The following is a 23,666-nucleotide window of genomic DNA, read 5'->3' on the forward strand; positions in this document are numbered from 1 at the left end:
TAAGAAATTAGCCAGTTTTACTCAAAATCTTAAAGTTCCTGCATTTGGGGCAAATTTAATCAGCGTTGACTCTCTAGGCGCGATGGGATGTTGAAGAATCCATCTAATTGCTCATAGAAAAGAACCCCACCCCTAACCCCACCCCGCAAGCAGGGAGGGGAGCCGAAAAGCAGGTGATGGCAGGGCGGAGGGAAAGGCGGTCGTTTTTTGTGAACTAAAATTCACCAGCTAAGGCGGGAATGCAGCGATCGCACAACAGGGGATGCTCGACAGATTCGCTAACATGAACCGAGTAGTTCCAGCAGCGATCGCATTTTTCCCCGTTTGCTTTATCTACGCCAATCGATAAAGCTGCTGTCTGCGAACTGTATTTTAAGCCTTGCAACGCTTCCGGAGAATCCACCAGCTCTACGAGTGAGGCGATAAACAAGTATCTCAGCTCATCCACACCATTACCCAGTGCTGAGGACTGTAGGCGCTTCGCCTTCCCGAAGGGTGGATGGGGGGCTGAGTTCAAGTTCAAAGGTTGCAGTAAAGAGCGCAACTCAGCATTCGGGACATAAAGTAATACCTTGGCTTCCAGAGAAGATCCAATCATTTTTTCTGCCCTTGCTTGCTCCATCACCTTATTCACCTCAGTGCGGATTTGTCGCAGTTGTTGCCATCCTGCCAGTTTTGGATCGTGCCAATGCTCCTCTAACTTCACCCACCCGGCTTCAAACACGGATTTGTAAGGTGTGGGATAGGGGAGATATTGCCAGATATCTTCTGCCGTATGACAGAGAACCGGCGCGATCGCTCGTGCTAAATTTTCCAGTGCGATCGCCAAAACTGTCTGACAACTACGGCGGCGGAAGCTATCTGGGGCGCTGATGTAGAGCCTATCTTTGGCAATATCCAGATAAAAATTAGACAAGTCAACAACGCAGAAATTCTGCACCGTCTGGAAAAAGCGGAAGAACTGGAAACTCTCCATAGCTTGCGTTACTTCCCCGAAGACTTCTGTCATCCGGTGCAACATATAGCGGTCGAGTTCCGGCAGTTGTTCGTAAGGTACCGTATCTTTAGCCGGGTCAAAATCGTGTAAATTTCCTAGCAAGAACCGCGCCGTATTGCGAATCTTGTTTCTAACATCTCCCATCTGCTTGAGGATGTTCTTGCTGATGGGGACATCCGAAGAATAATCCACCGAGGAAACCCACAGGCGCAAAACATCAGCACCGTAGGGCGGCTCTTCTTTTTGATTTTTGCCCCCATTGATGACAATCAAGGGATCGATGACATTGCCCATCGATTTACTCATCTTGCGCCCCTGCTCATCCAAGGTAAAGCCGTGCGTCAAGACGGTTTTGTAGGGCGCGATGCCGTTTGTTGCCACACTGGTGAGCAAACTCGACTGGAACCAACCCCGGTGCTGATCTGACCCTTCGAGATATATATCCGCTGGATATTGCAATTCTGGGCGCTGTTGCAAAACCGCCGCCCAAGAGGAGCCAGAGTCAAACCAGACATCCATCGTATCGGTACCTTTGCGGTAGGTGCGACCGTTATGGCGATAACTTTCTGGCAATAGTTCTTCTACCGGCATTTCCCACCAGACATCCGAACCCTTTTGGGCAATGATTGCCTGGACGTGGGCGATGGTTTCCTCGTTCAGTAGCGGTTCGTTGGTTTCCAGGTCGTAGAAAACGGGAATTGGCACGCCCCAGCTGCGCTGACGGGAGATACACCAATCGGAACGCTCTGCGACCATTGCCGTGATGCGGTTTTCACCTTGAGCGGGAATCCAGGTAACAGACGCGATCGCTTTTAGCGCCTCTTCTCTAAATCCCTCCACTGATGCGAACCACTGTTCTGTGGCTCGATAGATGGTTGGCTTCTTGGTGCGCCAGTCGTAAGGATATTTATGAACGTAGGGTTCCTCTTTCAAGAGCGATCGCGCTTCTCTTAGCGCGTCAATCACTGCCTGATTTCCATCACCCAACACGTTCAACCCCGCAAACTGCCCCGCTTCTTGCGTGAAGTTGCCATCGGCATCTACTGGCGACAGCAGTGGCAAACCGTAGCGTTGACCGACCTTGTAATCCTCATCCCCATGACCGGGAGCCGTGTGAACCAATCCCGTACCGGAATCGGTGGTGACATAATCGCCCCCAATCACAATCGGACTCTCGCGGTCGAACAGCGGGTGCCGGTAAGTGCTGTGTTCCAAATCTTTACCCGGTACTGTAGCTTGTACCGTGAGATTCGTTGAGAGCGTCGTTGACAACCGTTCCACCAAATCGGCAGCCACCAACAGGTATTTGGTAGAAATCGGGAGAGAATTTGCCTCCAGTTCCACCACTGCGTAGGTTAGTTCTGGATTCACGCTCACCGCTAGGTTGGCGGGAATCGTCCAAGGAGTTGTCGTCCAAATCGCCACACCCAGATCGGGCAAGAATGGTTGCAATAGCGATCGCGCAGCTGGTCCCAGATTCGTCATCGGGAAAGCCGCATAAACGCTGCGCGAGGTGTGAGCTGGGCGACCTTCAGAATCTTCCGGATACTCCAACTCTGCCTCAGCCAGCGCCGTTTTAGAACTGGGACTCCAGTGAACTGGTTTCAAGCCGCGATAAATATATCCCTTCAGCACCATCTGACCGAAAACGCCAATTTGAGCGGCTTCATACTCTGGTTTTAAAGTCAGATACGGATGCTCCCAGTCGCCCCAGACGCCGTAGCGTTTGAAGCTTTGGCGCTGCTCGTCTACTGTTTTGAGGGCAAAGTCTCTGGCTTTGTGGCGCAGATCCAGAGGCGTCAGATTTTGCCGCTCTTGTGACTTCATTTGCTGAAGGACTTTCAACTCAATCGGCAAGCCGTGACAATCCCAGCCAGGAACGTAGCGAACCTTGCGTCCTTGCAGGAGCTGGTAGCGGTTGATGATGTCCTTAAGGATTTTATTTAAAGCATGACCAATGTGGAGCGAACCATTGGCGTAGGGCGGTCCATCATGCAAAACAAAAATTTCACCGGGATTGTTCTGCGACAGTCGCTCGTAAATTTGCTGTTCTGCCCAAAATTTTTGCAGTTCCGGTTCCCGCTTAATAGCGTTCGCCCGCATATCAAATTGGGTTTTGGGCAGATTAACGGTGTCTTTGTAGTTCCCTGTTGCTGTCACAGTTTAATGCCGAGAAATGATGGAGTCCTCTTTCAATTATTATCGGTTACAAATCGCAATATCTTCAAGTTGCGGCGGGAAAAATGAACCACAAAGATGCAAAGAACACAAAGCCAGAAAATGCAACAAGCAGCTATCTTCCGCTTTTTCCTTGGCGCTATGCAGCGTCTTTGCGGTTCATTATCCTCCTAGCCTTGATTTTCAAGTTGGGTTGGGTGGATTTTCTAACGGCTGATTTGCCTGCTCTGTTCCACTCGCTGAGTCACTCGTTTGTGAATCGGCAGTTTCTGGAGGTGAAGCCGGAATATGCTTTTCTTCAGCATCTTCCAGAGCGGCTTCCACCAGTTCGGGGTCGGGAGGGTTCGGGCGAACTGGTTCGGGCACGTTTTCTGGGTTAGCCTCCCACTCTGAGGGTGCTGTTGTGATTGTTTCCCCTGTAGTCGCTGCTTCTACAGATGCTGGGGGTTCCAAGTCATCCAAGTCTCTGTCTTGGACACTTTCTTGAGATGGGATGGATACCACTTCGGGCTGAGAGGGTGCGGGTGAAACGGGTGGTTGATTGAATAACACCGTTTCATCCTCATCTTCATCCAGTATCCGGTTATCCAGCACGGTGACACGGGGTTTTCCGGTGTCGGTGGCTGGCGCAGGTGTCGTCTTGGATGCCCCTGGTGGGGTCGTTCCAGTGCCCGATTTGCTTTGGCGCTGAGTAACTTTACTTGCCGTCTGCTGAGCTTTGTCTTTGAGATTTGCAAATAGACTTGTTACTCGCTGCGGTATGGATAAATTGGTCAGTTTTTCTTGCAAGGCTTCGGGGCTAGGAATCTCAGTCTGCTGCGCTGCGGGGGTAAGACTTCGTCGTAATGTCAGGGTTTCCCAACCTAACCAACCGACTAGGGCTACGCTAGCGATTTGACCTAGCAGCACACCGCCGGTGATGCGTCCAGCACACACCCATAAAACTAGGGCATAGAACAATCCCACCCCACTCCAGATAAAATCACTCTTCCGGTGTATTTCGGGGAAAAAGAAAGCCGCCATGTAAAGGGCGAAGCTACCAACTGCAACAGCGATCGCTAGGATATATGCCAGCATTTCGGGGATGCTCCAAAACTTGTGTCTATGTTTCAATTCTGCTAGAGATTGTTGACTTAGATACAAATAAAAACTAAATCTGCTGTTTCAATTTGATGATTCTTTGGCGAACGAGGCTTTCCTACTCTTGCGACTCTTAATATCTTCTTTAGGGGAAACTCTCAGGATATCGGGCTACTCTGAAGGAAAAGCAACTGTTCAAAAGCATTGCAGAGTTGAACATTGAATCTTATGACACAGCAGAGCTTTGGTGTGATTGGTTTGGCGGTCATGGGCGAGAACTTGGCGCTGAATGTGGAGCGCAATGGGTTCCCCATTTCCGTCTATAATCGCACGCCAGAAAAAACCGATGCCTTTATGGCTGAGCGAGCGCAGGGCAAAAATGTCTATGCCGCTTATTCCATTGAAGATTTTGTCCAATCCTTAGAACGCCCCCGCAAAATCCTGATTATGGTGAAAGCTGGTGCGCCGGTAGATGCGGTGATTAACCAGCTCAAACCGTTACTGGATGAGGGTGACATCATTATTGATGGCGGCAACTCCTTGTTTGACGATACCGCTCGCCGCACCCGCGAATTAGAGCCATCTGGGTTCAGATTTATCGGGATGGGCGTCAGTGGAGGTGAAGAAGGAGCGCTAAATGGTCCTAGCCTGATGCCGGGAGGCACGAAAAGCTCCTATGAGTATCTGGAGCCAATTTTGACGAAAATTGCGGCTCAGGTGGATGATGGCCCCTGTGTCACCTACATCGGCCCTGCTGGTGCCGGTCACTACGTCAAGATGGTACACAATGGCATTGAGTACGGCGATATGCAGCTGATTGCAGAAGCATACGACTTGCTCAAGACTGCGTTGGGACTAGACGCTAAGCAACTACACGAAGTATTCGCCGAATGGAATACTACCGATGAACTCAATTCTTATTTGATTGAGATTACAGCGGATATCTTTAACTACAGGGATACCGACACTCATCAGCCTCTGGTCGATGTGATTCTTGATGCGGCTGGACAGAAAGGTACGGGGCGCTGGACGGTACAGAGTGCGTTGGAATTGGGGATCTGTATTCCGACGATGACGGCGGCGGTGAATGCCCGGATCATATCTGCCTTTAAGAAGGAGCGGGTGGCGGCTTCGGAGATATTAACGGGTCCTAGTGGCAAGTATGAGGGAGATACCAAAACCTTCATTAACCAAATCCGGGATGCTCTCTATTGCTCGAAGATTTGCTCTTACGCTCAAGGGATGGCGCTATTGAGTGCGGCGTCGAAGGCTTATTCGTATGACCTGAATTTGAGCGAAACTGCCCGGATTTGGAAGGGTGGTTGTATTATTCGAGCGGGGTTCTTGAATAAGATTAAATCTGCTTTCAAGGAAAATCCAGAGTTGCCTAATTTGCTACTGGCTCCTGAGTTTAAGCAGACAATTTTGGATCGCCAGGATGCTTGGCGGGAGGTATTGGCGCAGTCGGCGAAGCTGGGGATTCCAGTCCCGGCATTCAGCGCGTCGCTAGATTACTTCGATAGTTACCGACGCGATCGCTTACCGCAAAATCTTACCCAAGCTCAGCGCGATTACTTTGGTGCCCACACCTACGAGCGCATTGACAAAGCAGGCTTCTTCCATACCGAGTGGACTCAAGTTGCCGAGGAAACCATTCAAACCTCTACGCCTGAGCCACTGCAAGCCCAAGACCCTGCAGAAACTGTACGCACGACGATTACATAAATAGCAGTAGTAGGGCGGGCATTGCCCGCTCTACTAGGAACTTGAATTGATGCAAAATCCTTTACAAACTCCCCACAGTGGCTACCACTGGGACGGCACCAGCCAGCGATTCTTTGAAGGTTGGTACTACCGCGTCACCTTACCAGATTGCGGACATACCTTTGCTTTCATGTACTCCATCGAAGATCCCTTGGGTAATCAACCCCACAGCGGCGGTGCTGCCCAAATTCTGGGACCAGAAGATAGTTACCTTTGCCGTACTTTCCCTGATGTCAACAAATTTTGGGCATCGCGGGACGTTTTAGCCTTGGGACACTGGGGCAAAACCGATTTATCAACCAAACCCACCTACCTTCCCCCAGAGGCTTTTGAGCGTCACGTTCAAGATGGCTATCAAGCTACCGCTACTTGGCATCAGGGAGTTTTACACGATCCGGGCACGGGTTCCCAAGCGCGTTGGCAGTATGAGATTAAACCCGTAGATGGATGGGGGAATCAAAATGAGCCACAACAATCAACAGCCGGATGGTTGTCTTCTTTCCCCATTTTTGAACCCGGATGGCAAATTTTGATGGCTCGCGGGCTGGCAACTGGCTGGATTGAGTGGAATGGACAACGCTACGACTTCACCAACGCCCCAGCCTACGGTGAAAAGAATTGGGGGCGCTCTTTTCCTCAAAAATGGTTCTGGCTGAATTGCATTTCAATCCCTATTTCAATCCCTAATAGGGATTTAGAGCAACGCCCTCCTAACAGCCTACATCAATTTACTGATAGGTCTTTTGACGATGAATCCGATTTCGCCTTAACTGCTGGTGGAGGCAGACGCGGGGTGCTGTGGTGGATGGAATCGGTGGCGATGATTGGCTTGCACTATCGAGGCAAATTTTATGAATTTGTACCGTGGAACTCGAAGGTAAGTTGGAATATCGAGCCTTGGGGCAGCTGGCAAATGCAAGCCCGTAACTCTGAGTTTGAGGTTGAGTTAACCGCCACGACAAATCTACCGGGAACTCTCCTGCGTGCCCCTACGGAAAAGGGTTTAATCTTTTGTTGTCGCGACACGATGAACGGTCAACTTGACCTGGAACTGCGCCAACTGCGTGGCGACAAATCTAAAATTATCCTGAAAGCTCACAGTTCCGTATGTGGATTGGAAACAGGCGGTGGCCCTTGGGAAGAAACTTGGCGGTCTACTTAAATTCAGCTGGGTAATGCTGCCCAAGGGCTGCTATGATCGCCTTAGAATTGGGGCTGTAGCTCAGTTGGATAGAGCGAGCGCCTCCTAAGCGCTAGGTCGCCGGTTCGAGCCTGGCCAGTCCCGTTGTCTGCTACTCTCTAATACAGTCACTCGCCCAGTGGAGTGTATCTACGTGGACGCTAGCTGGGATAGGGAATTTTAACGAGTTAGCGATCGCTCTTCGTGCGTATCGCTTCCCATCTAAACACGGCTTTCTCAATTGATTGATGACCCTGAAAATTGGTTCTAGCCGACAAAAAAACTTGTTTTCCAAGCCTTCGCGCTCTAAAAGTAGATATTCTCGGTTACTAATGCTAGCTCTACCCGTGGCGCTGTGGTTTGGGTACAAGGAAGTTGAAAAAAGCCTGGTCAAACCCCAGGCAATGTTAGTTTTGGGTGGCTCTACCTCAGCCTTGGAGCGAGAGAAGTTGGCAGCTCAATTGGCTCGTCAGAACCCAGATTTGCCCATCTGGGTTTCTTCGGGTAGCACTAACAAAGCCTACGTTAAACGGGTTTTTGCCAAAGCTGGGGTTAACCCTAATCGTCTGCATTTGGACTATCAGGCGATGGATACGGTTACGAACTTCACGACACTGGTTGATGAGTTGCAGAGCCTTGGGATTGCCAGCATCTATTTAATTACCTCTGACTTTCATATGCGCCGCGCCAGAGTAATTGGAGAGATTGTTTTGGGCAGTCGGGGTATTACTCTGAAGCCGGTCGTCGTGCCTTCGGGGAACCCGCCAGAGCCGATTGAGAAATCAATTCGTGATGGAGCCAGAGCCATTCTGTGGGTGACTACCGGCTATACGGGAGCCACCCTCGGTCAGTCATCAAATCAGATTAAGCAGGAATCGCTGCCGTTTCTTGCACCAAGACATAAGGCGACACGATCAGAGCGCTGAATCGCTTGTTTTTGTTGTCGTTCCAATCTTGTTTCTGAGCTTCCGAGGGCTTGTAAATCAATTGTTCGCCAATCCAGTGCTGCACGGAGGAAACATCATCATTAGCGATCGCTACCCCGACATCCAGCAAGTCCAGCTCTGGAACTACGATAACCACAGCCTCCCGTTCCGCATGAGGCATCAGCCAGTTCCACTCAGCCTCATCTATCAATTCTGCTAATTCTGCTCTTAAACCCTGCATTTTTTAGTTTTTTGATTTCAGTAAATTTTATTTTAATCTATTTTATAGAAGCTGCTACTCCTCATGACATTCCTCTAAGATTCTGCTTTCATTTCGTCAATTTCAAATAAACTGACAATTACTCCAGTAATCGGAATTGCAATAAAAATTCCGAGTAATCCTGCTACTCTAGCACCTACTAGCAAGGCAAGAAATACGACAACTGGATTAATATTAAGCGAATTTTGCATGATCCGAGGTGCGATAAAATTGTCTTGTACCTGCTGGATTATGATACAAGCCACTACTACTTGAACGGCTAACCAAACACTCTGAGACAATAAAATAACAAAAACGATACCAACCCCTAAAGTAGCTCCAATCCCAGGGATTAGATCGAATAATCCAGCAATAATTGCCAATAGCAAAGGAAACGGTACCTTTAAAATTAAGAAAACTAAAAAAGTAGTAATAGTCAGAAATAAACATAAAATCATCTGTCCTCGAAAAAATCCGAGAAACTTGCGTTGAATTACAAGTGTAAATCTATTTTGTAAATGGGCGGGAACAAGTCTAAGAATAAACTTCCAAAGTTTTTCTCCATCTAGCAGCATGAAAAAAGAAATAACGGCAATTAATATCAAATTAAGAAAATTAGCAAAAAATACTTGTATAGTCGTTAAACTGTAACCAATGCCCAATCCCAGCGATGAGACGATTTGATTTTGAAATTGTTCTTGAATAATGCTCAAATTTACTTGAACATTAAATCTTAAAAGAAATTTTTCTATTTGATAAGCCAGAGGAATTAGAGAATTTAAAAAGGCAGTTAAACTAGAAATTAATTGTTGTCCTTGCGATACAACTGTTAAGCCAACTGTGATAGTAAGACTAGCAATCACGATCATGCCTAGAAAAAAGACTACAGTAACGGCTACACCGTGGGGCAAAAAACGATATAGCGATCGCACGGGATAACTCAGCAAAAAAGCGACAATGGCTGCAAATGTAAAAATGACAATAACTGTTTCAAAGTAAGCTAAAATTCTTACAAACGCCCAGCCTGAAGCAACCAAAAGCAAAAATCTAACCAACGCCAAATTGTTAAGTCGTTGCAAAAGATACTTGGCAGAAGGTTCGCTCATTTTCTTTTTAGGATGGTGATTTAATCCAGAATCCGGCTGATTGACTCATTTTTTCATTGAAGGAGGCAATAGCAGGATATCCAGGCGGTGGCATAACCTAATCCTACAGAAAGCGTAACTGGAAGTACATCATCCCAACGTTTCAATTTTGCCAAGAAAATCTTGTATTTGGAAATCCCTTAACGACCTAAATCGTGCAACGTATGAATCGCCGTCGCGCATTTTTGCGTTACCGCCTGTAACTCATTCCGGTCTGTCGAATTAGGAGGGTCAATTACCTGACCAATTCGCACCGTTACTGGCACCGGACGCGGAACGAGCGAACCTTTCTCAAAAATCGCCTCCGTACCCCACAAACTAACGGGCAGTAGCGGTACCTTTGCCTTGGCAGCAATCAGCGCCGCACCCAGCTTAGGGTCTGAAATCCGGGCGTCTGGCGTCCGCGTTCCTTGCAAAAAGACACCGACCGCCCATCCTTCCTCTAAAAGAGACAGCGCCGAACGAATCGCACTCCGGTCTGCCGAACCCCGCTTCACTGGGTAAGCACCATACAACTTAATTGCCTGCTTCAAAACCGGGACTCGAAACAGTTCTTCTTTCGCCATATAAGCAACGGGTCGCCGCACGCAGCAGGCCAAAATCGGCGGATCAAAATCACTGGCATGATTGCTAACCACTATAAGCGGTCCAATCGGAGGCACCTGTTCAGACCCATAGATACGACCTCGCAGGTAAACATGAAGCACGGGGCTTACCACCGACCACTTAAACAGGTGGTATAGAACTAAACTCGAAACAGGTTCGCGGCTTCTGCCCAGATTAGACAATTCGCTATCCACCGTACTCTCGCTGTAAACCTTTAAACGCCTTGTCTGGTTTTTCTCGTTCCCTGTCCGATCGGGGAAGGAGGGAATTTTTCCATTCTCTCACTCTCTCGCTTTCCCTGTCGCCGTAGTTTATTCTGAGTTCGGCAACTCTGCAACGCTACCCACGTTTTCTAATGTTAAATCGGGGCAAGTGCGTTTAATTAAACCCGTGAGAACTTTCCCTGGGCCAATTTCCACGACCTGCGAAATTCCTTGTACCGGCAATTGTAGGGAAATTTCTCGCCACCGCACCGAACCTGTCATCTGACGGATGAGGCGCTCTTTTAAAATATCAGCGTCCACACATGGGACGGGTTCTACATTTGACAGCACTGGCACTTGGGCAGAATTAAACGGAACCGACTCCAAAACTGCCTGGAACTCGGCAGCAGCTTCCGCCATTAAAGGAGAGTGAAAGGCTCCTGACACATTCAAGCGGACAACGCGCTTAACCTTTACCTGACTTAGCACCGCCTCCACCGCTTCCGGCGTTCCAGAGATAACGACTTGAGCGGAATTGTTGTCGTTAGCTAATACAACGTCTGGGGTCTGCTGAATTTGTTGTTCCAGCTGTTCGCGGTCGAACCCAATCAGAGCCGCCATCATGCCATCGGACGCACTATCCATAAATTCTGCCCGACGTTTGACCAGACGCAACCCAGCCTCAAAGTCAAAGACACCGGCGACGTAGAGAGCGACGTATTCTCCCAGGCTGTGACCGGCAACGAGGTTAGGTTGGTGTCCCCTAGCTTGCATTCGATCCGCCAAAATGCTTTCTACCACATACAGGCTGGGCTGGGTGTAAAGAGTGCGGGATAACTTATCTTCCTGACTCTGACAGATTTCTGGTACAGACCAGCCTAAAATTTGCTCGGCTTGCTCAAATTTAGCCTTCGCCTCTGGCAAGTCTAATAAATCTACTCCCATTCCGATTGCCTGGGAACCTTGCCCAGGAAACACCCATGCGGTCTTTGTCATTGGTCATTGGTAATTGGTAATTCGTAATTGGCGATTAGTAATTGGGAAAAGTTTTCAGTTGTAGAGACGCAATAAATCGCGTCTGAGTTTTGAATTAAAGAAGTTTTTTCTTGCCTCAAAACTTATCCTTAACATTCATAACTTTCATTACCCATTACCGATTCCATATCGAAAATTATCGGAGGCGGAGAAACTCCGACCTCCGCAAAATTAAAAATCTAAAATTGATTTATCTGCCCCATTGGAAAATCGCTGCGCCCCACGTCAGACCAGCGCCAAAACCCGAAGTAGCAATAACATCTCCTGATTTAATTTTGCCTTCTCGCACTGCTTCGTCCAGCGCTAAGGGAATAGAAGCAGCAGAAGTATTGCCGTAGTTAGCAAGATTGCTAAGGACTTTTTCGGCAGGAATTTTTAAGCGTTGGGCGACGGCATCAAGAATGCGCTGATTGGCTTGATGCAAAAGCAGCCAGTCAATTTGTTCAACGCTGATACTTGCTCGAAACATGGCTTTTTCCAGTACTTCCGGCACTTTTTGCACGGCAAAGCGATAAACTTCTTTGCCGTTCATGGTAATGGGGTGGTAAGTGCCAACTTGGACGTTGATCCCAGGAACCAGTTCTTTGAGCTGTGCCGTGTAGGCTAGGTTGAGGGATTTGTGCTGGGTTCCATCACTGCGGAGTTCAAATCCCAGTAAGCGATCGCGATCGCTCGCCTGCATGACAATGGCACCGGCACCATCCCCAAATAACACGCAAGTTCCCCGATCTGACCAATCTACCCAGCGCGACAGAATATCAGCCCCAATCAGCAAGACATTTTGATAGACGCCGGTGCGGATAAACTGCGATGCCGTGACTAGACCAAAAACAAATCCAGAGCAAGCTGCTGTTAAATCAAAAGCTACCGCCTTGGATGCTCCCAGTTGAAACTGAATTGATGAGGCACTCCCAAACAAATCATCGGCAGTTGAGGTTGCCAAAATAATTAAATCCAGGTCTTCTGGAGCAATCCCAGCCATTGCGATCGCTCTTTGTGCCGCGAGTGTGGCGATCGCACTTAAGGACTCCTCACCCGCCAGCCGCCGCTGACGAATCCCCGTGCGGCTGGCGATCCAATCATCAGAAGTTTCTACCAGCTGAGTTAGTCCTTGATTATCCAGGGAAACTGAGGGGATCGCAGAGCCGCTTCCGGTAATGGCGACGCCGACGCCTGTTTGTTGCAACATTGCTCTCCATGCTTGCTGGGGTCTTTAGGTATCAGCTATCAGCATTTTAGCTTTTAGCTAAATCGATTAATTTTAAACGATCGACGCTGGAATGTCACATTTTACCCTTCATCCTTCATACTTGCCGCTATTCACCGATTGCCGATTGTTTAGCACTGATATCTTGAGACTGAATTCGCTCCAGTACCTGATTATCAACAGCTTCTTTCGCCAAGCGAATCGCGTTAAAAATCGACGGAGCCTGGGAGCTACCGTGGCTAATAATACAAATGCCTGCCACCCCCAACAACAAGCAACCGCCATGTTCCGCGTGGTCTACCCGCTGCTTAATCCGCCTCAAGTTTGGTTTCAACAAAGCCATGCCGAGGTGCCCGCGCAGTCCTTGAGGTAACTCTTCCTGGAGGATTTGCAATACCGCCTCACCAACCGCTTCAGCAAATTTCAACAAAACATTGCCAGCAAAACCATCGCAAACGACCACATCAAAGTTACCCGTCAGGACATCTCGCCCTTCGGCATTGCCAGTAAAGCAAATTTGTGAATTCTCTTGCAGCCTTTGGTAAGTGCGAACCGCCAAATCGTTCCCCTTACACTCTTCTTCACCAATGTTGAGCAACCCCACTTTGGGAACGGTTACACCCAGCACATACTGGCTGTAAATCGATCCCATCAGTGCGAACTGCTCCAAAAATTTAGGACGACAATCGACATTTGCGCCGACATCGAGAATTAGCACCGATTTACTGGCTACCATTGTTGGCAAAACTGCCCCAATGGCGGGTCGGTCGATACCTCGAAGGCGTCCCAGTCGCAGCAGAGCCGATGCCATAGCGGCTCCTGAGTGACCCGCTGAGACCACTGCTTGGGCTTGTTTTTGTTTTACCAAATCCATTGCTACGTTGATCGAAGCCTTGGGCTTGCGTTTTAAACCACTTAGAGGCTCCTCGTGCATTTCAATTGTGCCCTCAGAAGGCACAATTTGAGGAAGATGAGAACTGGTGTGTTGCCCTAGGGAAGCTTCAATCTGATGAGGATCGCCCACCAGCAAAACCTCTACGTCTAATTCTTCCTGTGCCCTAAGCGCTCCAGCAACGATTTCGGCGGGGGCGTGGTCGCCACCCATAGCGTCAATTGCGATCCGTGCGCGAGTCGATCCCATTGCTCAAAGTGATATAAACCTTAAAAATTCTACCAGTACCCGATGACTCCTGGAGAAACCGGGTCAATCCGGGAGGATGAAAGAGGACGGAGCAAGGATGAATAAAAGAAGGGTGAAAAAAAATGGTACTTCTAAATAGGTAAAGATAGGGAACTGGCGATCGCAGAGAGTTTATCCCTTTTCGCTCAACCCATTACCCATTTTTTTTTCCTGCCTGTGCTTTACATATACGCGGACTCCCGAAAAAATATCTTCATTCTAGCGGAAGCGATTTCCGCCTTTGGTCTTTGTTGTAGCTTGCACATCCGGCAGGCTCTTTGTTTAGCGAATAAAGGAAAGTGAGGAATGTTGCAATTATTTGGCTCTGGATTGGTGGCGCTGTGGATGACTATGGCTGGGGTGAAAACAACTGAGATAGATACTGCCCAACTGATAGCGTGGCGGGGCGTTCCCTTGTTTTCCCTATCGATGGCGACCGACCCGGTAGCTGAAAACACGATGCGGCAATACTTGAAGGGCTGGAGCGCTAAAGGCATGGGGGCGGCTGCTCAAGGGGTGTGGATTCAGTCGGGGTCGATGCCGCTGGCAACTCACCAGGGAAATATTCCCTTACCGGCTGCTTCTTTGACCAAGATTGCGACTTCTACCGCTGCCTTGGAGACTTGGGGTCCGGGTCATCAGTTTGAAACCTCAATTGGTGCCACCGGACCAGTGAGAAATGGGGTTTTGCAGGGAGATTTGGTGATTAATGGCAGTGGCGATCCCTTTTTTGTATGGGAAGAAGCGATCGCCCTGGGTAATGCCTTAAATAAACGGGGCATCCGCCGCATTAACGGAAATTTGGTGATTGTGGGCGATTTTTACATGAATTATCAATCTCACCCTTATTTGGCGGGTCAGCTGTTCAAACAAGCATTTAACCCCACCTCGTGGCCCAGAGATGCCCAATATCTATACAACTTAATGCCGCCAGGAACGCCGAAGCCACAAATCGCGATCGCGGGTTCTGTCAAAGTTTCGTCAATTACAATTCCCAAGCAAATTTTGTTGTTGCGCCATCGCTCAATGTCGTTGGCACAAATCCTCAAGGAAATGAACATTTACAGCAACAACGACATGGCGGAGATGCTGGCAAAATCTCTTGGGGGGGCACCCGCCGTCGCTCAGTTAGGGGCTACCTCTGCCGGTGTCCCCCAACAGGAAATTCAGCTGGTAAATGGCTCTGGGTTAGGGGTAGAAAATCGCATTTCGCCCCGCGCTGTCTGCGGAATGCTGACGGCGATTGAAAGTTACTTGCAACCTCATCAGCTGACGGTAGCCGATCTCTTCCCGGTAGCGGGACGCGATCGCCGGGGAACGATGGTATCCCGCCACATCCCCACAGGCACGATTATCAAAACTGGCACTCTGCGCGATGTAAGTGCCCTTGCCGGGGTAATGCCGACACGCGATCGCGGTCTGGTTTGCTTTGCCATCATCAACCGGGGTGGCGATGTCGATGGCTTCAGAAAACAGCAAGACCAAATACTTCAAAAACTCGTGCAACGATGGGGCGTTGCCCCCACTCTACCAGCCGCGATTCTTCCTAGCACGGGTAGACCTGATATTGCTGGATTTCTCGGTGACGCCAGTCGCAATGAAATTCTCTCAGACTTTCAGGCGCGACGATAATTTAGTTACAGCGGGCAATTGTGCCCGCCCTACCACTAACGCTTTATCGCTGATTAAGGAATAATTTCCGTCACCACCCTGCTACCACTGCCACTAGCACCACCACCAGTGACAACAACCGTTTGACCTTGAAACTTGCCGACTGCTCTGGAACCCGTCAGGTGCAACGGCGGGTCAACTTGTTGATGATAAATTACATTGCCTTGGGCATCGAATTCTTCAGTCGGAATATTCCAAGTCACCTGATTGGCGTAAAGTTGGGATTGATTCCGACTGCCGACGCCTTGGACGCCACCAACCAGACGAGCCACTTTTCCCTTCAGATCCACCTGACCCTGGTTCCCCGTTAGCGTCACTTGTTGCTGCCGATGCACAATTTTCACGGGTTGGTCTGACGTAACCATTTGGGTGTTTAAGTTCCAAGTGACAGAATTCCCAGCGATTTGCACCGGCGGCTCTAAAGAAGTCATCTGTACATTCTTTGTCAGCGTTGCCGTCTTCGTTTTCAGGTTTACCTGACCGGAGTCTCCCACTGCTTGGTCTGTCACGCGATTGCCCGTGTAGCGGTCAATCTGGATGTGGCGATCGCCAATTACCATCTGCTGGGGAATTTGCCACACTAAATGCTCGGTTCTTATTTGTACCGCTGGGTCTTTCGATGTGGCGACAATTTGACCCAATAATTCCATTTGCTGCGACCGACTAAAATATCGTCCTTCCTTCGCTATAATCTCCATCTGTTGATGGGTGCCGACGAGATTTTGACGCATTATCAAAAGGTCTTCCTTCGGTCGCCACTCTAATTCATTCCCCTTTAAAACTGCCCCATTCCGAGGGTCTGTGGCAACAATCTGACCCTTAAGAAATATTTTTTTACCATCCTCTTGAACTTCCCCACTATTTGCAGTAATTTTCATAACCATTTTTCCATCTTGGAACAAATCCCCGCTGGGATTTTGGATGCGAGCAGCTTTCTTATCTTTGGTGTAAACCGCCTGCTTCGCCTTCACTTTCCACAAAGGTCGTCCCTGCTCATCTGCCTGATCCAGGGTCACATTTTGAAATACCAAACTTCCCTCGAAATCCGTCACGGAGGCAGTATCTTTCTGCAATTTTTTTTCCGTGCGTTTTTCGGTATTACAAGCAGTGACTAAAAAAGTGAACATTAAAAAGTAAATAGGCAAAAGAAATAATTTTTTGCGAGAAGCTACTTTTTTCATTTCTTTTGCCTATTTTTTCCTAATTTGCCTTATCTTTCTTCTTGGTCATCCATAAAGCCAATGCCCGAAAGTGGACGGTAGGTATAATTTTGTCTGGGCGTCTTTTGGATATCTTCTTTGATGCTATCCAGGTCAATGTATCGATCTGATACGTTGATCAAACTGTCGCTGGTCATGGAGCGCAAACTGACCACTTCCACGCGGACACCCCGATAGCTAACGGCATCGACAGCGTAAGCTAAATCCCCATCGCCGCTAACGAGAACAGCGGTATCGTAAGACCCCACTAAAGCCATCATATCGACGGCAATTTCCACATCCAAATTGGCTTTTTTAGAGCCATCCGGCAGCTGTACCAAGTCTTTGGCAATGACACGGTATCCATTGCGACGCATCCACAACAGGAAACCCTGTTGTTTTTCATTCGTGCGATCGACTCCCGTGTAAAAGAAAGAGCGCAACAAGCGAGACCCAGCGGTTAAGCGGCACAGCAATTTGGTGTAATCAATTTCTATACCGAGCTGTAGTGCTGCGTAAAATAGATTTGATCCATCGATGAAAATTGCTACACGACCGCGATTTTCTAAAACCTGTTCTGGCGTAAATACAGAGTCGTTACTGCTGAAATTATTCAACATGATTGTTATGCCTCGATTTTTTTATGAAAAAAGCAATTAGCGATTTTGATGAACTTTTAGCTTTTGAGAGAGCGGTCTGTACCAGAGTCTTTACTTTTGTATGTAGCAGCAACCCAAGGATCAATCCGCTAACAGCCAACAGCTATTAGCTACTAAGACGAAACTATTTAGGCAAGTTCCAGCCTTGGAAAAACCGGTCTGGCTTCACCTAAAGCTTGTCTTGCAGTTAGTGTTCCCCAAGTGGCATGGGCGGAAAACGCAGCCGAAACATCTATTAACGTTTTGTTATTAAAGTCAATTGAAAAACCTAGCTGTTGGTAAATGTCACTGCTGATGGTGGGAATAATTGGTGACAGCAGATAAGCTGCTAGTCTAACAGATTCTAGAACCGCATACAGGACTTGTTCGACGACCTGCTGTTGCCCCTGTTTGTATAAAGTCCAGGGAGCTTGATCGTCAATAAATTTGTTGCTGGCTCGAATTAGAGTGAAAATATCTGCGATCGCTTCGCTAAAAGCCAGAGATTCATAAGCTTGAGCTACGCGATCGCCTAAACCAAGGCCAATTGCTTTAATTGTGTTATCGGGGATGTTTTCAGCTGAGCAATCAGGGACGATGCCATTGCAGTATTTCTTTGCCATGTTCAACGTCCGATTGAGTAAATTGCCCAGGTCGTTTGCTAAGTCAGCATTGAGAATATTGATAAACCGAGTTTCGTTAAAATCTCCGTCTTGCCCAAATTCAATCTCCTTGAGAAAATAGTAACGAATGGCCTCAGCCCCGTAACGTTCGACCAAGGCGACGGGATCGATAGTATTACCCACCGTTTTACTGATCTTTCGTCCGTCTTTCGTCAGAAAGCCATGCCCAAATATTCGACCGGGTATCGGCAGACCAGCTGACATTAACATGGCAGGCCAATAAACCGCGTGAAACCGCAGAATGTCTTTACCAATCAGGTGCATATTAATCGGCCACCACTTGGATAAAGCATTCTCTAGCGTTGGTTCGCTATCCGGTTCAAGCAATGCCGTGACATAGCCCAGCAAGGCATCAAACCAGACATAGATGGTGTGGCTGGGATCGACGGGTACAGGGAAGCCCCAGTCTAAATTCACTCGCGAAATGGAGAAGTCTTGAAGCCCCTGACTGACAAAGCTCAAAACTTCATTGCGGCGAATTTCTGGCTGGATAAAATTTGGTTGCTGGCGATACAAATCTTCCAGCTGGTTTTGGTACTTAGAGAGGCAAAAAAAGTAGTTTTGTTCATCCCGCCACTCGACTTCTTTATTGGGGTGGAGGGGGCAGCGGTGTCCTTCTAGGAGGTCGCGCTCATCTTTGAATTCTTCGCAGGAGACGCAGTACCAGCCCTTTTGTTGCCCCAAATAAATGTCATTTTTTTCCCAGACGCGCAGGAAAAACTCTTTGACAATGGCGTGGTGGCGGGAGTTGGTCGTGCGGATAAACCGATCGTACTGGATGTTGAGCTTTTGCCAAAGGACATCGAATCCAGCCGCAATTTCATCAGAGTGAGCTTGTGGTGCCAGCCCTTTCGTTTCTGCTGTGCGCTGAATTTTCTGTCCATGCTCATCCGTGCCAGTAATCAATAGCACGGACTTCCCCCGGAGTCGTTCAAACCGAGCCATCACATCCGCCGCCATCGTTGTATAAGCGCTGCCAATGTGGGGTACGTCGTTCACATAATACAGCGGTGTAGTAATTGCAAATGTATTTTTACTTGTATGGTTAGCACTCATAAATATAAAAAACAACCCCCTTTCTTGCTTTCGATCATATCCTTCGGGCTGCAATTTTGTATCTTTTCGTTATCTTGTCTTGAGAGTTTCACTTAGCTCCTGGCAATATAAGTATAAATTGTCACTTTTTTTTGACTGCTTGAAAATTGTAAAAAATCTTTACTGATTATTTCTACCCTAAGAGATTCGTATACGCGCGGAAGTTACGTTAATAATTGTATTAAGAAAAGTTAAGTTTTGGGGCGACCGATCGCTTTTGGTCAACGAATAAAGTCCAGGCTAAGTAGAAAATGGAGAGTTAACTCAAGAGTCTAGAGAAGTCTCCCTCTCGACTCTAGCCATTTACAATCAAGCCGATTGCCTGTTGGCTGTAGCGATCGCGCTTCCTGCAAGAAAGCCTATAGAAAGCATGTCTTCAGATAACCCATTACAGATTTCTCGCTTGCTGCTTTCGGCACTGGGAACGCAGATGTATATTTACCATCAGGATCGCGTTCCTCAAGAAGGTGGCGTTTTAGTGGTGAGCAATCATCGCAGCGTCATGGATGCGCCAATACTGATGGCAGCTTTAAATCGTCCGATTCGCTTTGCCTGTCATCACTACATGGGACAAGTGCCCGTGATGCGGGAGATTGTCAATCAGCTAGGTTGTTTCCCTTTAGAGACGCCAGAACACCGACAGCAAGATTTCTTTAACAAGGCGATTAGGCTGTTGCAGTCCCAGCAGGTGGTTGGGATATTTCCAGAAGGTGCCCAACCGATGGTAAACCTAACCCAGCCGAATCAAATGAAAACTTTTCACCGGGGATTTGCCCATTTGGCTTTGCGCGCGCCGGTGCAAAATTTGGCAATTTTACCTGTCGCGATCGCCTCCCACGAAGAAACCAATAACTCAGCAGTACCCCTGCGATTATTAAGTTTATTTGACCCTTCCGAACCCCTATTTAAACAGGCAGGCTGGCATCCGATGGTCGTTTACCGTCGATCTAGCATCCTGATTGGGCGTCCCTGTTGGATTACGTCTCAAGCGCGGGAACAATATCAAGGAAAGCAAGCCAAAACTGTTGTTGCCAGTCTTATCAATTACTGTCAGGAAGAAATTGCTGGTTTACTTCGTCAGGTTTGTTATTAGTTCACAAGTATGGGAGCCTGCGGTAGAATAAGAATTAATACCTACGTCTAGAGGCAGATGACTTATGGGTAGACAAATGGCACAGTCCGCTCTCAGTAGTCGTCACCTTGAAGAATTGGGACTTTCCCTAGTTGTTCGCCGAAGTGCCTTGAGTCCTCGAATCGTTCGCACCCGCTCCGAAGAAAGCAATAAATCTTTGACCTGTTGTTTTTAAATGGATATTACGAAATGCCAGACGTAAAAAGCCATCCATGTTTTCTCACCCCCAGGCTGTTAAATCCAGACTACCCACTGTTTGTGTTCCTACCAGGCATGGATGGCACGGGTCAATTGCTGCGAACGCAAACGGAGGGGTTAGAAGCAGCCTTTGATATTCGTTGTTTGGTAATCCCCGCCGATGACTTGACCAGATGGGACGATCTCACGGATCAAGTGGTAGCGCTGATTGAAGCAGAAGTGGAAAAACAACCACAACGGTCAGTTTATCTGTGCGGCGAGTCATTTGGGGGCTGCTTGGCGATGAAAGTAGCACTGCGATCGCCCGAACTATTTGACCGAATTATTCTGATCAACCCCGCTTCTTCCTTTAATCAGCGACCTTTGCTGGCTTGGGGATCGCTGGTGAGTGGCTGGATACCCGAAGTCCTCTACCGAGTGGGATCGGTGTGGTTATTGCCGTTTTTGGCTCATTTAGAACGGGTTACACCGCGCGATCGCCGTGCGCTTCTAGACGCTATCCACTCCGTACCCCCAAAAACTGTCCTTTGGCGACTGTCCCTGATCAGAGATTTTGATGTTGATGCTTCCCAATTACGTCGCATCACCCAACCCACCCTGGTGATTGCCGGAGGCACAGACCGGCTACTTCCCTCTGTAAGTGAAGCAAAGCGCTTAGCTTCTTGCCTACCCGACAGCGAAATGGTAGTGCTGCCGAAGAGCGGTCACGCCTGTCTCTTAGAAGCTGATGTCAACCTCTATGCAATTATGAAAGCTGAAAATTTTTTAGAACGTCGGGATGAAGCTTCCCTATTGGCGGTTTCTTAGTGATTAGTCCTTAGCCATTCAGAAAGAGAACTAAATTAAAGCTTGTCATTTTGTCGGCTGAGTTATCCCCCGTGCAGAGGGGTTCTCGGCGTTGAGGGCGTGGCTTTTGAGGTGGATTATTCATTTGCTGTTACTAAGGAATAATGACTTTTACCAGGGATTGCCAATCATTGTAAAAGCAGACCAGTAATAAGGATGAGAGAGGACTTGATTTCCAATTCCTAGCAATTGGGGTGGAAATCCAATACTCAAATGGGTTTGATTTGTCTACTTCGCGGCAAAAAGATATCCCCACCGCGAGTCCGCAACTTTCCACCCTCCAGCCGCACCTGCCCCTTGAGCATCGCCAACTGAGCCTGACGTAGCGCCTCTGCCTTAATCGGAGCTGTTTTTAATTGCTCGTAAAATTCTGTCATCAGCCCCAGAGTCCCCTCATCGCTGACATACCACAAACTTGCCAACGCCGATTTCACACCTGCTTGCACGGCTAATCCCGCAAAGCCCAACTCCGCTTGCTCGTTCCCTACTGCTGTGCGGCAGGCACTCAGCACTAATAACTCTACAGGTGGGTTATTCCAACCCAATTCCCGCCACTGATCGAGCCGCAGCTTGGTGTCCCATAACTGAATGTAGGAGTTGCTGGGCGAACCTGGATTAAACTCTCCGTGAGTTGCCAGGTGTACAATCTCAAACGGTTGTTGTTGACGCTGTGCCTTCAAATTCTTGAGAGTAAAATCCTCATTGAGAAAGGACTTGCCTTTCCACAGATAGGGCACAATTGCTGATAATTCCCTCGGTACTGCGGGTAAAGGATTTTCATCCGTAAACGTTGAGATCCCCATTGCCAAAACTTGAGCATTTTTCAAACTCTGGTAGCGAGTATCAGTGAGGCTAAGGCTGGGCATCAAACCAACGCTGTAGCGCTCAAGGATAAACGCTTTACCATCGTGGAGGGCAGCGATGGGGATCGTGCGTAGACCCCCATCCATGAGGAAGACAAGATTCTGGATACCGAGTTTTTGTAAATCTTTCTCTAGGGGTGCTAGCAGCCATTGATACATCTGCTGAGAGGGGGCTATGTAGCCACGAGAGCTTTTAACGTTAGTCACTTGCGTCTGGAATTGGTCAGCAAGTTTGAGAACTTTTTCCCGTGTTGCACCCGTAAGTCGTTTCCGAATCGGTTGTCCCTCTGCCGTCACCAGTAGGAGTTCCAGATGATCTTGAGGATTTTCTGTTTTTTGTGGTTCTAGGCTGTGCGTATTCTGGTGAATTGAGGAGGATGGGCTTTTTGCCTCATTTGCTGTCAAAGTTGTGGGAATAAAAATGGCATAAATGAGTGCCGCTTTGATCCCGCTGGATGCCTCGATGCCTTGCAGGGTACTACGGGCATCGGTAAGGCTCATCGGGGGGGTATCGTTCACGCCCAGATATTGTTCGTATTCCTGGGTGAAAGGTTCGTCAATTTGAGCCAACGCAGAATCAACTTCCACTAGGGACTGACTGGTACTGCCTGGAGGGGAAAGCGCAGTAGTCCCCTGCGGTTGTGATGCCTCTTGCTGTGGGATTTCGACTGGCTGCGAGGGGGTTTTAGCGGGAATCAGATCGGGAGTCGGACTGAAGGTGATGATTTTAATGTTGCCCTGGATGTAAGTGGCAGGCGGTACGGGTACTGAAAAGATTGTGGCAATCGTATTGCTTGCCCCGCTAGTAATCGATCCAGCCGTTCCGTTGAGGGTAGCATTGCCGATGATGAAGGGAGTTGTGGTGCTGCCGTTGTGACGGATGGTGATGTTACCGCCGTTGGTTCCGCCAGCGGTGGAAATGCTGGAATTTAGGCTGTTGCGGTCTGCAAACGTGCCTGTAGCCCGAAAGAATTTACCAGCAGTAATGTTCACAGTTCCTCCAGTGCCACTTCCCAGACTTTGGGCATTGATGGTACTAGTAGTAAGATTGCCGTTGTTAGCCGTTAGGGCGATCGCTCCCCCGTTGCCACTCTGCGAGTCAGAAGACAAATTTTTGGTATCGATCGATCCCGTAATGCTGTTGAGGGCGATCGCTCCTCCATCATTATCAATTGACCAAGATTCCACATTACCTGTGGTAATGTTGCCGAAAGCTTCTAGGGCGATCCATCCCCCGTAGCCTTCAGAGGAAGTTGCATCTAATAACCCAGTATTAATCGTTCCCTGGTCACTGTAGAGGGAGATATCACCGCCATCATTATTAATTGACCAAGATTCCACATTACCTGTGGTAACGTTGCCGAAAGCTTCTAGGGCGATCCATCCCCCGTAGCCTTCAGAGGAAGTTGCATCTAATAACCCAGTATTAATCGTTCCCTGGTCACTGTAGAGAGAGATATCACCGCCATCATTATTAATTGACCAAGATTCCACATTACCTGTGGTAACGTTGCCGAAAGCTTCTAGGGCGATCCATCCCCCGTAGCCTTCAGAGGAAGTTGCATCTAATAACCCAGTATT

The 23,666-nt window shown here is 48.4% G+C and carries 18 protein-coding genes and 1 tRNA gene; 7 read left to right on the forward strand and 12 right to left on the reverse strand.

Annotated elements, in window-relative coordinates:
* Positions 1-214: 214 nt before the first annotated feature.
* Together ileS and AC2VDX_RS14285 are read right to left on the reverse strand one after the other, a co-directional pair.
* On the reverse strand, positions 215-3,157 hold the full coding sequence (ileS, locus tag AC2VDX_RS14280; protein WP_378181852.1) for an isoleucine--tRNA ligase: 2,943 nt from the start codon (positions 3,155-3,157) through the stop codon (positions 215-217).
* A gap of 201 nt (positions 3,158-3,358) precedes the next feature.
* Positions 3,359-4,252 carry a Ycf66 family protein gene (locus AC2VDX_RS14285; RefSeq protein ID WP_378181855.1) on the reverse strand — a complete coding sequence of 298 codons (894 nt, stop codon included), beginning with the start codon at positions 4,250-4,252 and terminating at the stop codon, positions 3,359-3,361.
* Positions 4,253-4,483: 231 nt separating this feature from the next.
* On the opposite strand from AC2VDX_RS14285, the gene gndA reads away from it, so the two are divergent.
* From gndA to AC2VDX_RS14305, 4 genes are all read left to right on the forward strand, one after another.
* On the forward strand, positions 4,484-5,980 hold the full coding sequence (gene gndA / locus AC2VDX_RS14290; RefSeq protein WP_378181858.1) for an NADP-dependent phosphogluconate dehydrogenase: 1,497 nt from the start codon (positions 4,484-4,486) through the stop codon (positions 5,978-5,980).
* A 49-nt stretch (positions 5,981-6,029) separates the two neighbouring features.
* A complete protein-coding gene (locus tag AC2VDX_RS14295) occupies positions 6,030-7,181 on the forward strand; it encodes a tocopherol cyclase family protein (RefSeq protein ID WP_378181861.1) in 1,152 nt (383 codons plus the stop codon).
* A 49-nt stretch (positions 7,182-7,230) separates the two neighbouring features.
* Positions 7,231-7,304: transfer RNA gene (locus tag AC2VDX_RS14300), tRNA-Arg, on the forward strand.
* 227 nt (positions 7,305-7,531) lie between these two features.
* On the forward strand, positions 7,532-8,125 hold the full coding sequence (locus tag AC2VDX_RS14305; RefSeq protein WP_378181863.1) for a YdcF family protein: 594 nt from the start codon (positions 7,532-7,534) through the stop codon (positions 8,123-8,125).
* On the opposite strand, the gene AC2VDX_RS14310 is transcribed toward AC2VDX_RS14305, so the two are convergent.
* From AC2VDX_RS14310 to plsX, 6 genes are all read right to left on the reverse strand, one after another.
* A complete protein-coding gene (locus tag AC2VDX_RS14310; protein ID WP_378181866.1) occupies positions 8,064-8,366 on the reverse strand; it encodes a DUF2288 domain-containing protein in 303 nt (100 codons plus the stop codon). The two genes, AC2VDX_RS14305 and AC2VDX_RS14310, sit on opposite strands and share 62 nt — an antisense overlap.
* A gap of 74 nt (positions 8,367-8,440) precedes the next feature.
* Positions 8,441-9,490 (reverse strand): AI-2E family transporter, encoded by a 1,050-nt coding sequence (locus tag AC2VDX_RS14315; RefSeq protein WP_378181869.1) that lies wholly within the window; start codon positions 9,488-9,490, stop codon positions 8,441-8,443.
* 179 nt (positions 9,491-9,669) lie between these two features.
* The gene (locus tag AC2VDX_RS14320; RefSeq protein WP_378181960.1) at positions 9,670-10,308 is read right to left on the reverse strand and encodes a lysophospholipid acyltransferase family protein; all 639 of its coding nucleotides are present in this window, start codon (positions 10,306-10,308) and stop codon (positions 9,670-9,672) included.
* A gap of 138 nt (positions 10,309-10,446) precedes the next feature.
* Positions 10,447-11,334, reverse strand: coding sequence for an ACP S-malonyltransferase (gene fabD, locus AC2VDX_RS14325; RefSeq protein ID WP_378181872.1), 888 nt, complete (start codon positions 11,332-11,334; stop codon positions 10,447-10,449).
* A gap of 229 nt (positions 11,335-11,563) precedes the next feature.
* Positions 11,564-12,562, reverse strand: coding sequence for a beta-ketoacyl-ACP synthase 3 (locus tag AC2VDX_RS14330; protein ID WP_378181875.1), 999 nt, complete (start codon positions 12,560-12,562; stop codon positions 11,564-11,566).
* Positions 12,563-12,689: 127 nt separating this feature from the next.
* Positions 12,690-13,721, reverse strand: coding sequence for a phosphate acyltransferase PlsX (gene plsX, locus AC2VDX_RS14335; protein WP_378181878.1), 1,032 nt, complete (start codon positions 13,719-13,721; stop codon positions 12,690-12,692).
* 345 nt (positions 13,722-14,066) lie between these two features.
* On the opposite strand from plsX, the gene AC2VDX_RS14340 reads away from it, so the two are divergent.
* On the forward strand, positions 14,067-15,392 hold the full coding sequence (locus tag AC2VDX_RS14340; RefSeq protein ID WP_378181881.1) for a D-alanyl-D-alanine carboxypeptidase/D-alanyl-D-alanine-endopeptidase: 1,326 nt from the start codon (positions 14,067-14,069) through the stop codon (positions 15,390-15,392).
* Positions 15,393-15,445: 53 nt separating this feature from the next.
* Here AC2VDX_RS14340 and lptC read toward each other — a convergent pair whose 3' ends face one another.
* From lptC to metG, 3 genes are all read right to left on the reverse strand, one after another.
* Entirely contained in the window at positions 15,446-16,612 is a 1,167-nt protein-coding gene (lptC, locus tag AC2VDX_RS14345; RefSeq protein ID WP_378181884.1) for an LPS export ABC transporter periplasmic protein LptC, read from the reverse strand.
* 29 nt (positions 16,613-16,641) lie between these two features.
* Positions 16,642-17,250: a LabA-like NYN domain-containing protein gene (locus AC2VDX_RS14350; RefSeq protein ID WP_378181887.1), complete on the reverse strand. Its 609-nt coding sequence runs from the start codon at positions 17,248-17,250 to the stop codon at positions 16,642-16,644.
* 167 nt (positions 17,251-17,417) lie between these two features.
* Positions 17,418-19,061 (reverse strand): methionine--tRNA ligase, encoded by a 1,644-nt coding sequence (gene metG, locus AC2VDX_RS14355; protein ID WP_378181890.1) that lies wholly within the window; start codon positions 19,059-19,061, stop codon positions 17,418-17,420.
* Positions 19,062-19,416: 355 nt separating this feature from the next.
* Between metG and AC2VDX_RS14360 the strand changes: the two genes are divergently transcribed.
* Both AC2VDX_RS14360 and AC2VDX_RS14365 read left to right on the forward strand, forming a co-directional pair.
* Entirely contained in the window at positions 19,417-20,139 is a 723-nt protein-coding gene (locus AC2VDX_RS14360; RefSeq protein ID WP_378181893.1) for a lysophospholipid acyltransferase family protein, read from the forward strand.
* Between the two features lie 228 nt (positions 20,140-20,367).
* Positions 20,368-21,183, forward strand: coding sequence for an alpha/beta fold hydrolase (locus AC2VDX_RS14365; protein ID WP_378181896.1), 816 nt, complete (start codon positions 20,368-20,370; stop codon positions 21,181-21,183).
* A gap of 248 nt (positions 21,184-21,431) precedes the next feature.
* Here the strand turns inward: AC2VDX_RS14365 and AC2VDX_RS14370 are convergent.
* On the reverse strand, positions 21,432-23,666 hold a 2,235-nt coding region (locus AC2VDX_RS14370), incomplete at its 5' end, for a CHAT domain-containing protein (protein WP_486928185.1).

The organism is Coleofasciculus sp. H7-1, from assembly GCF_057473865.1.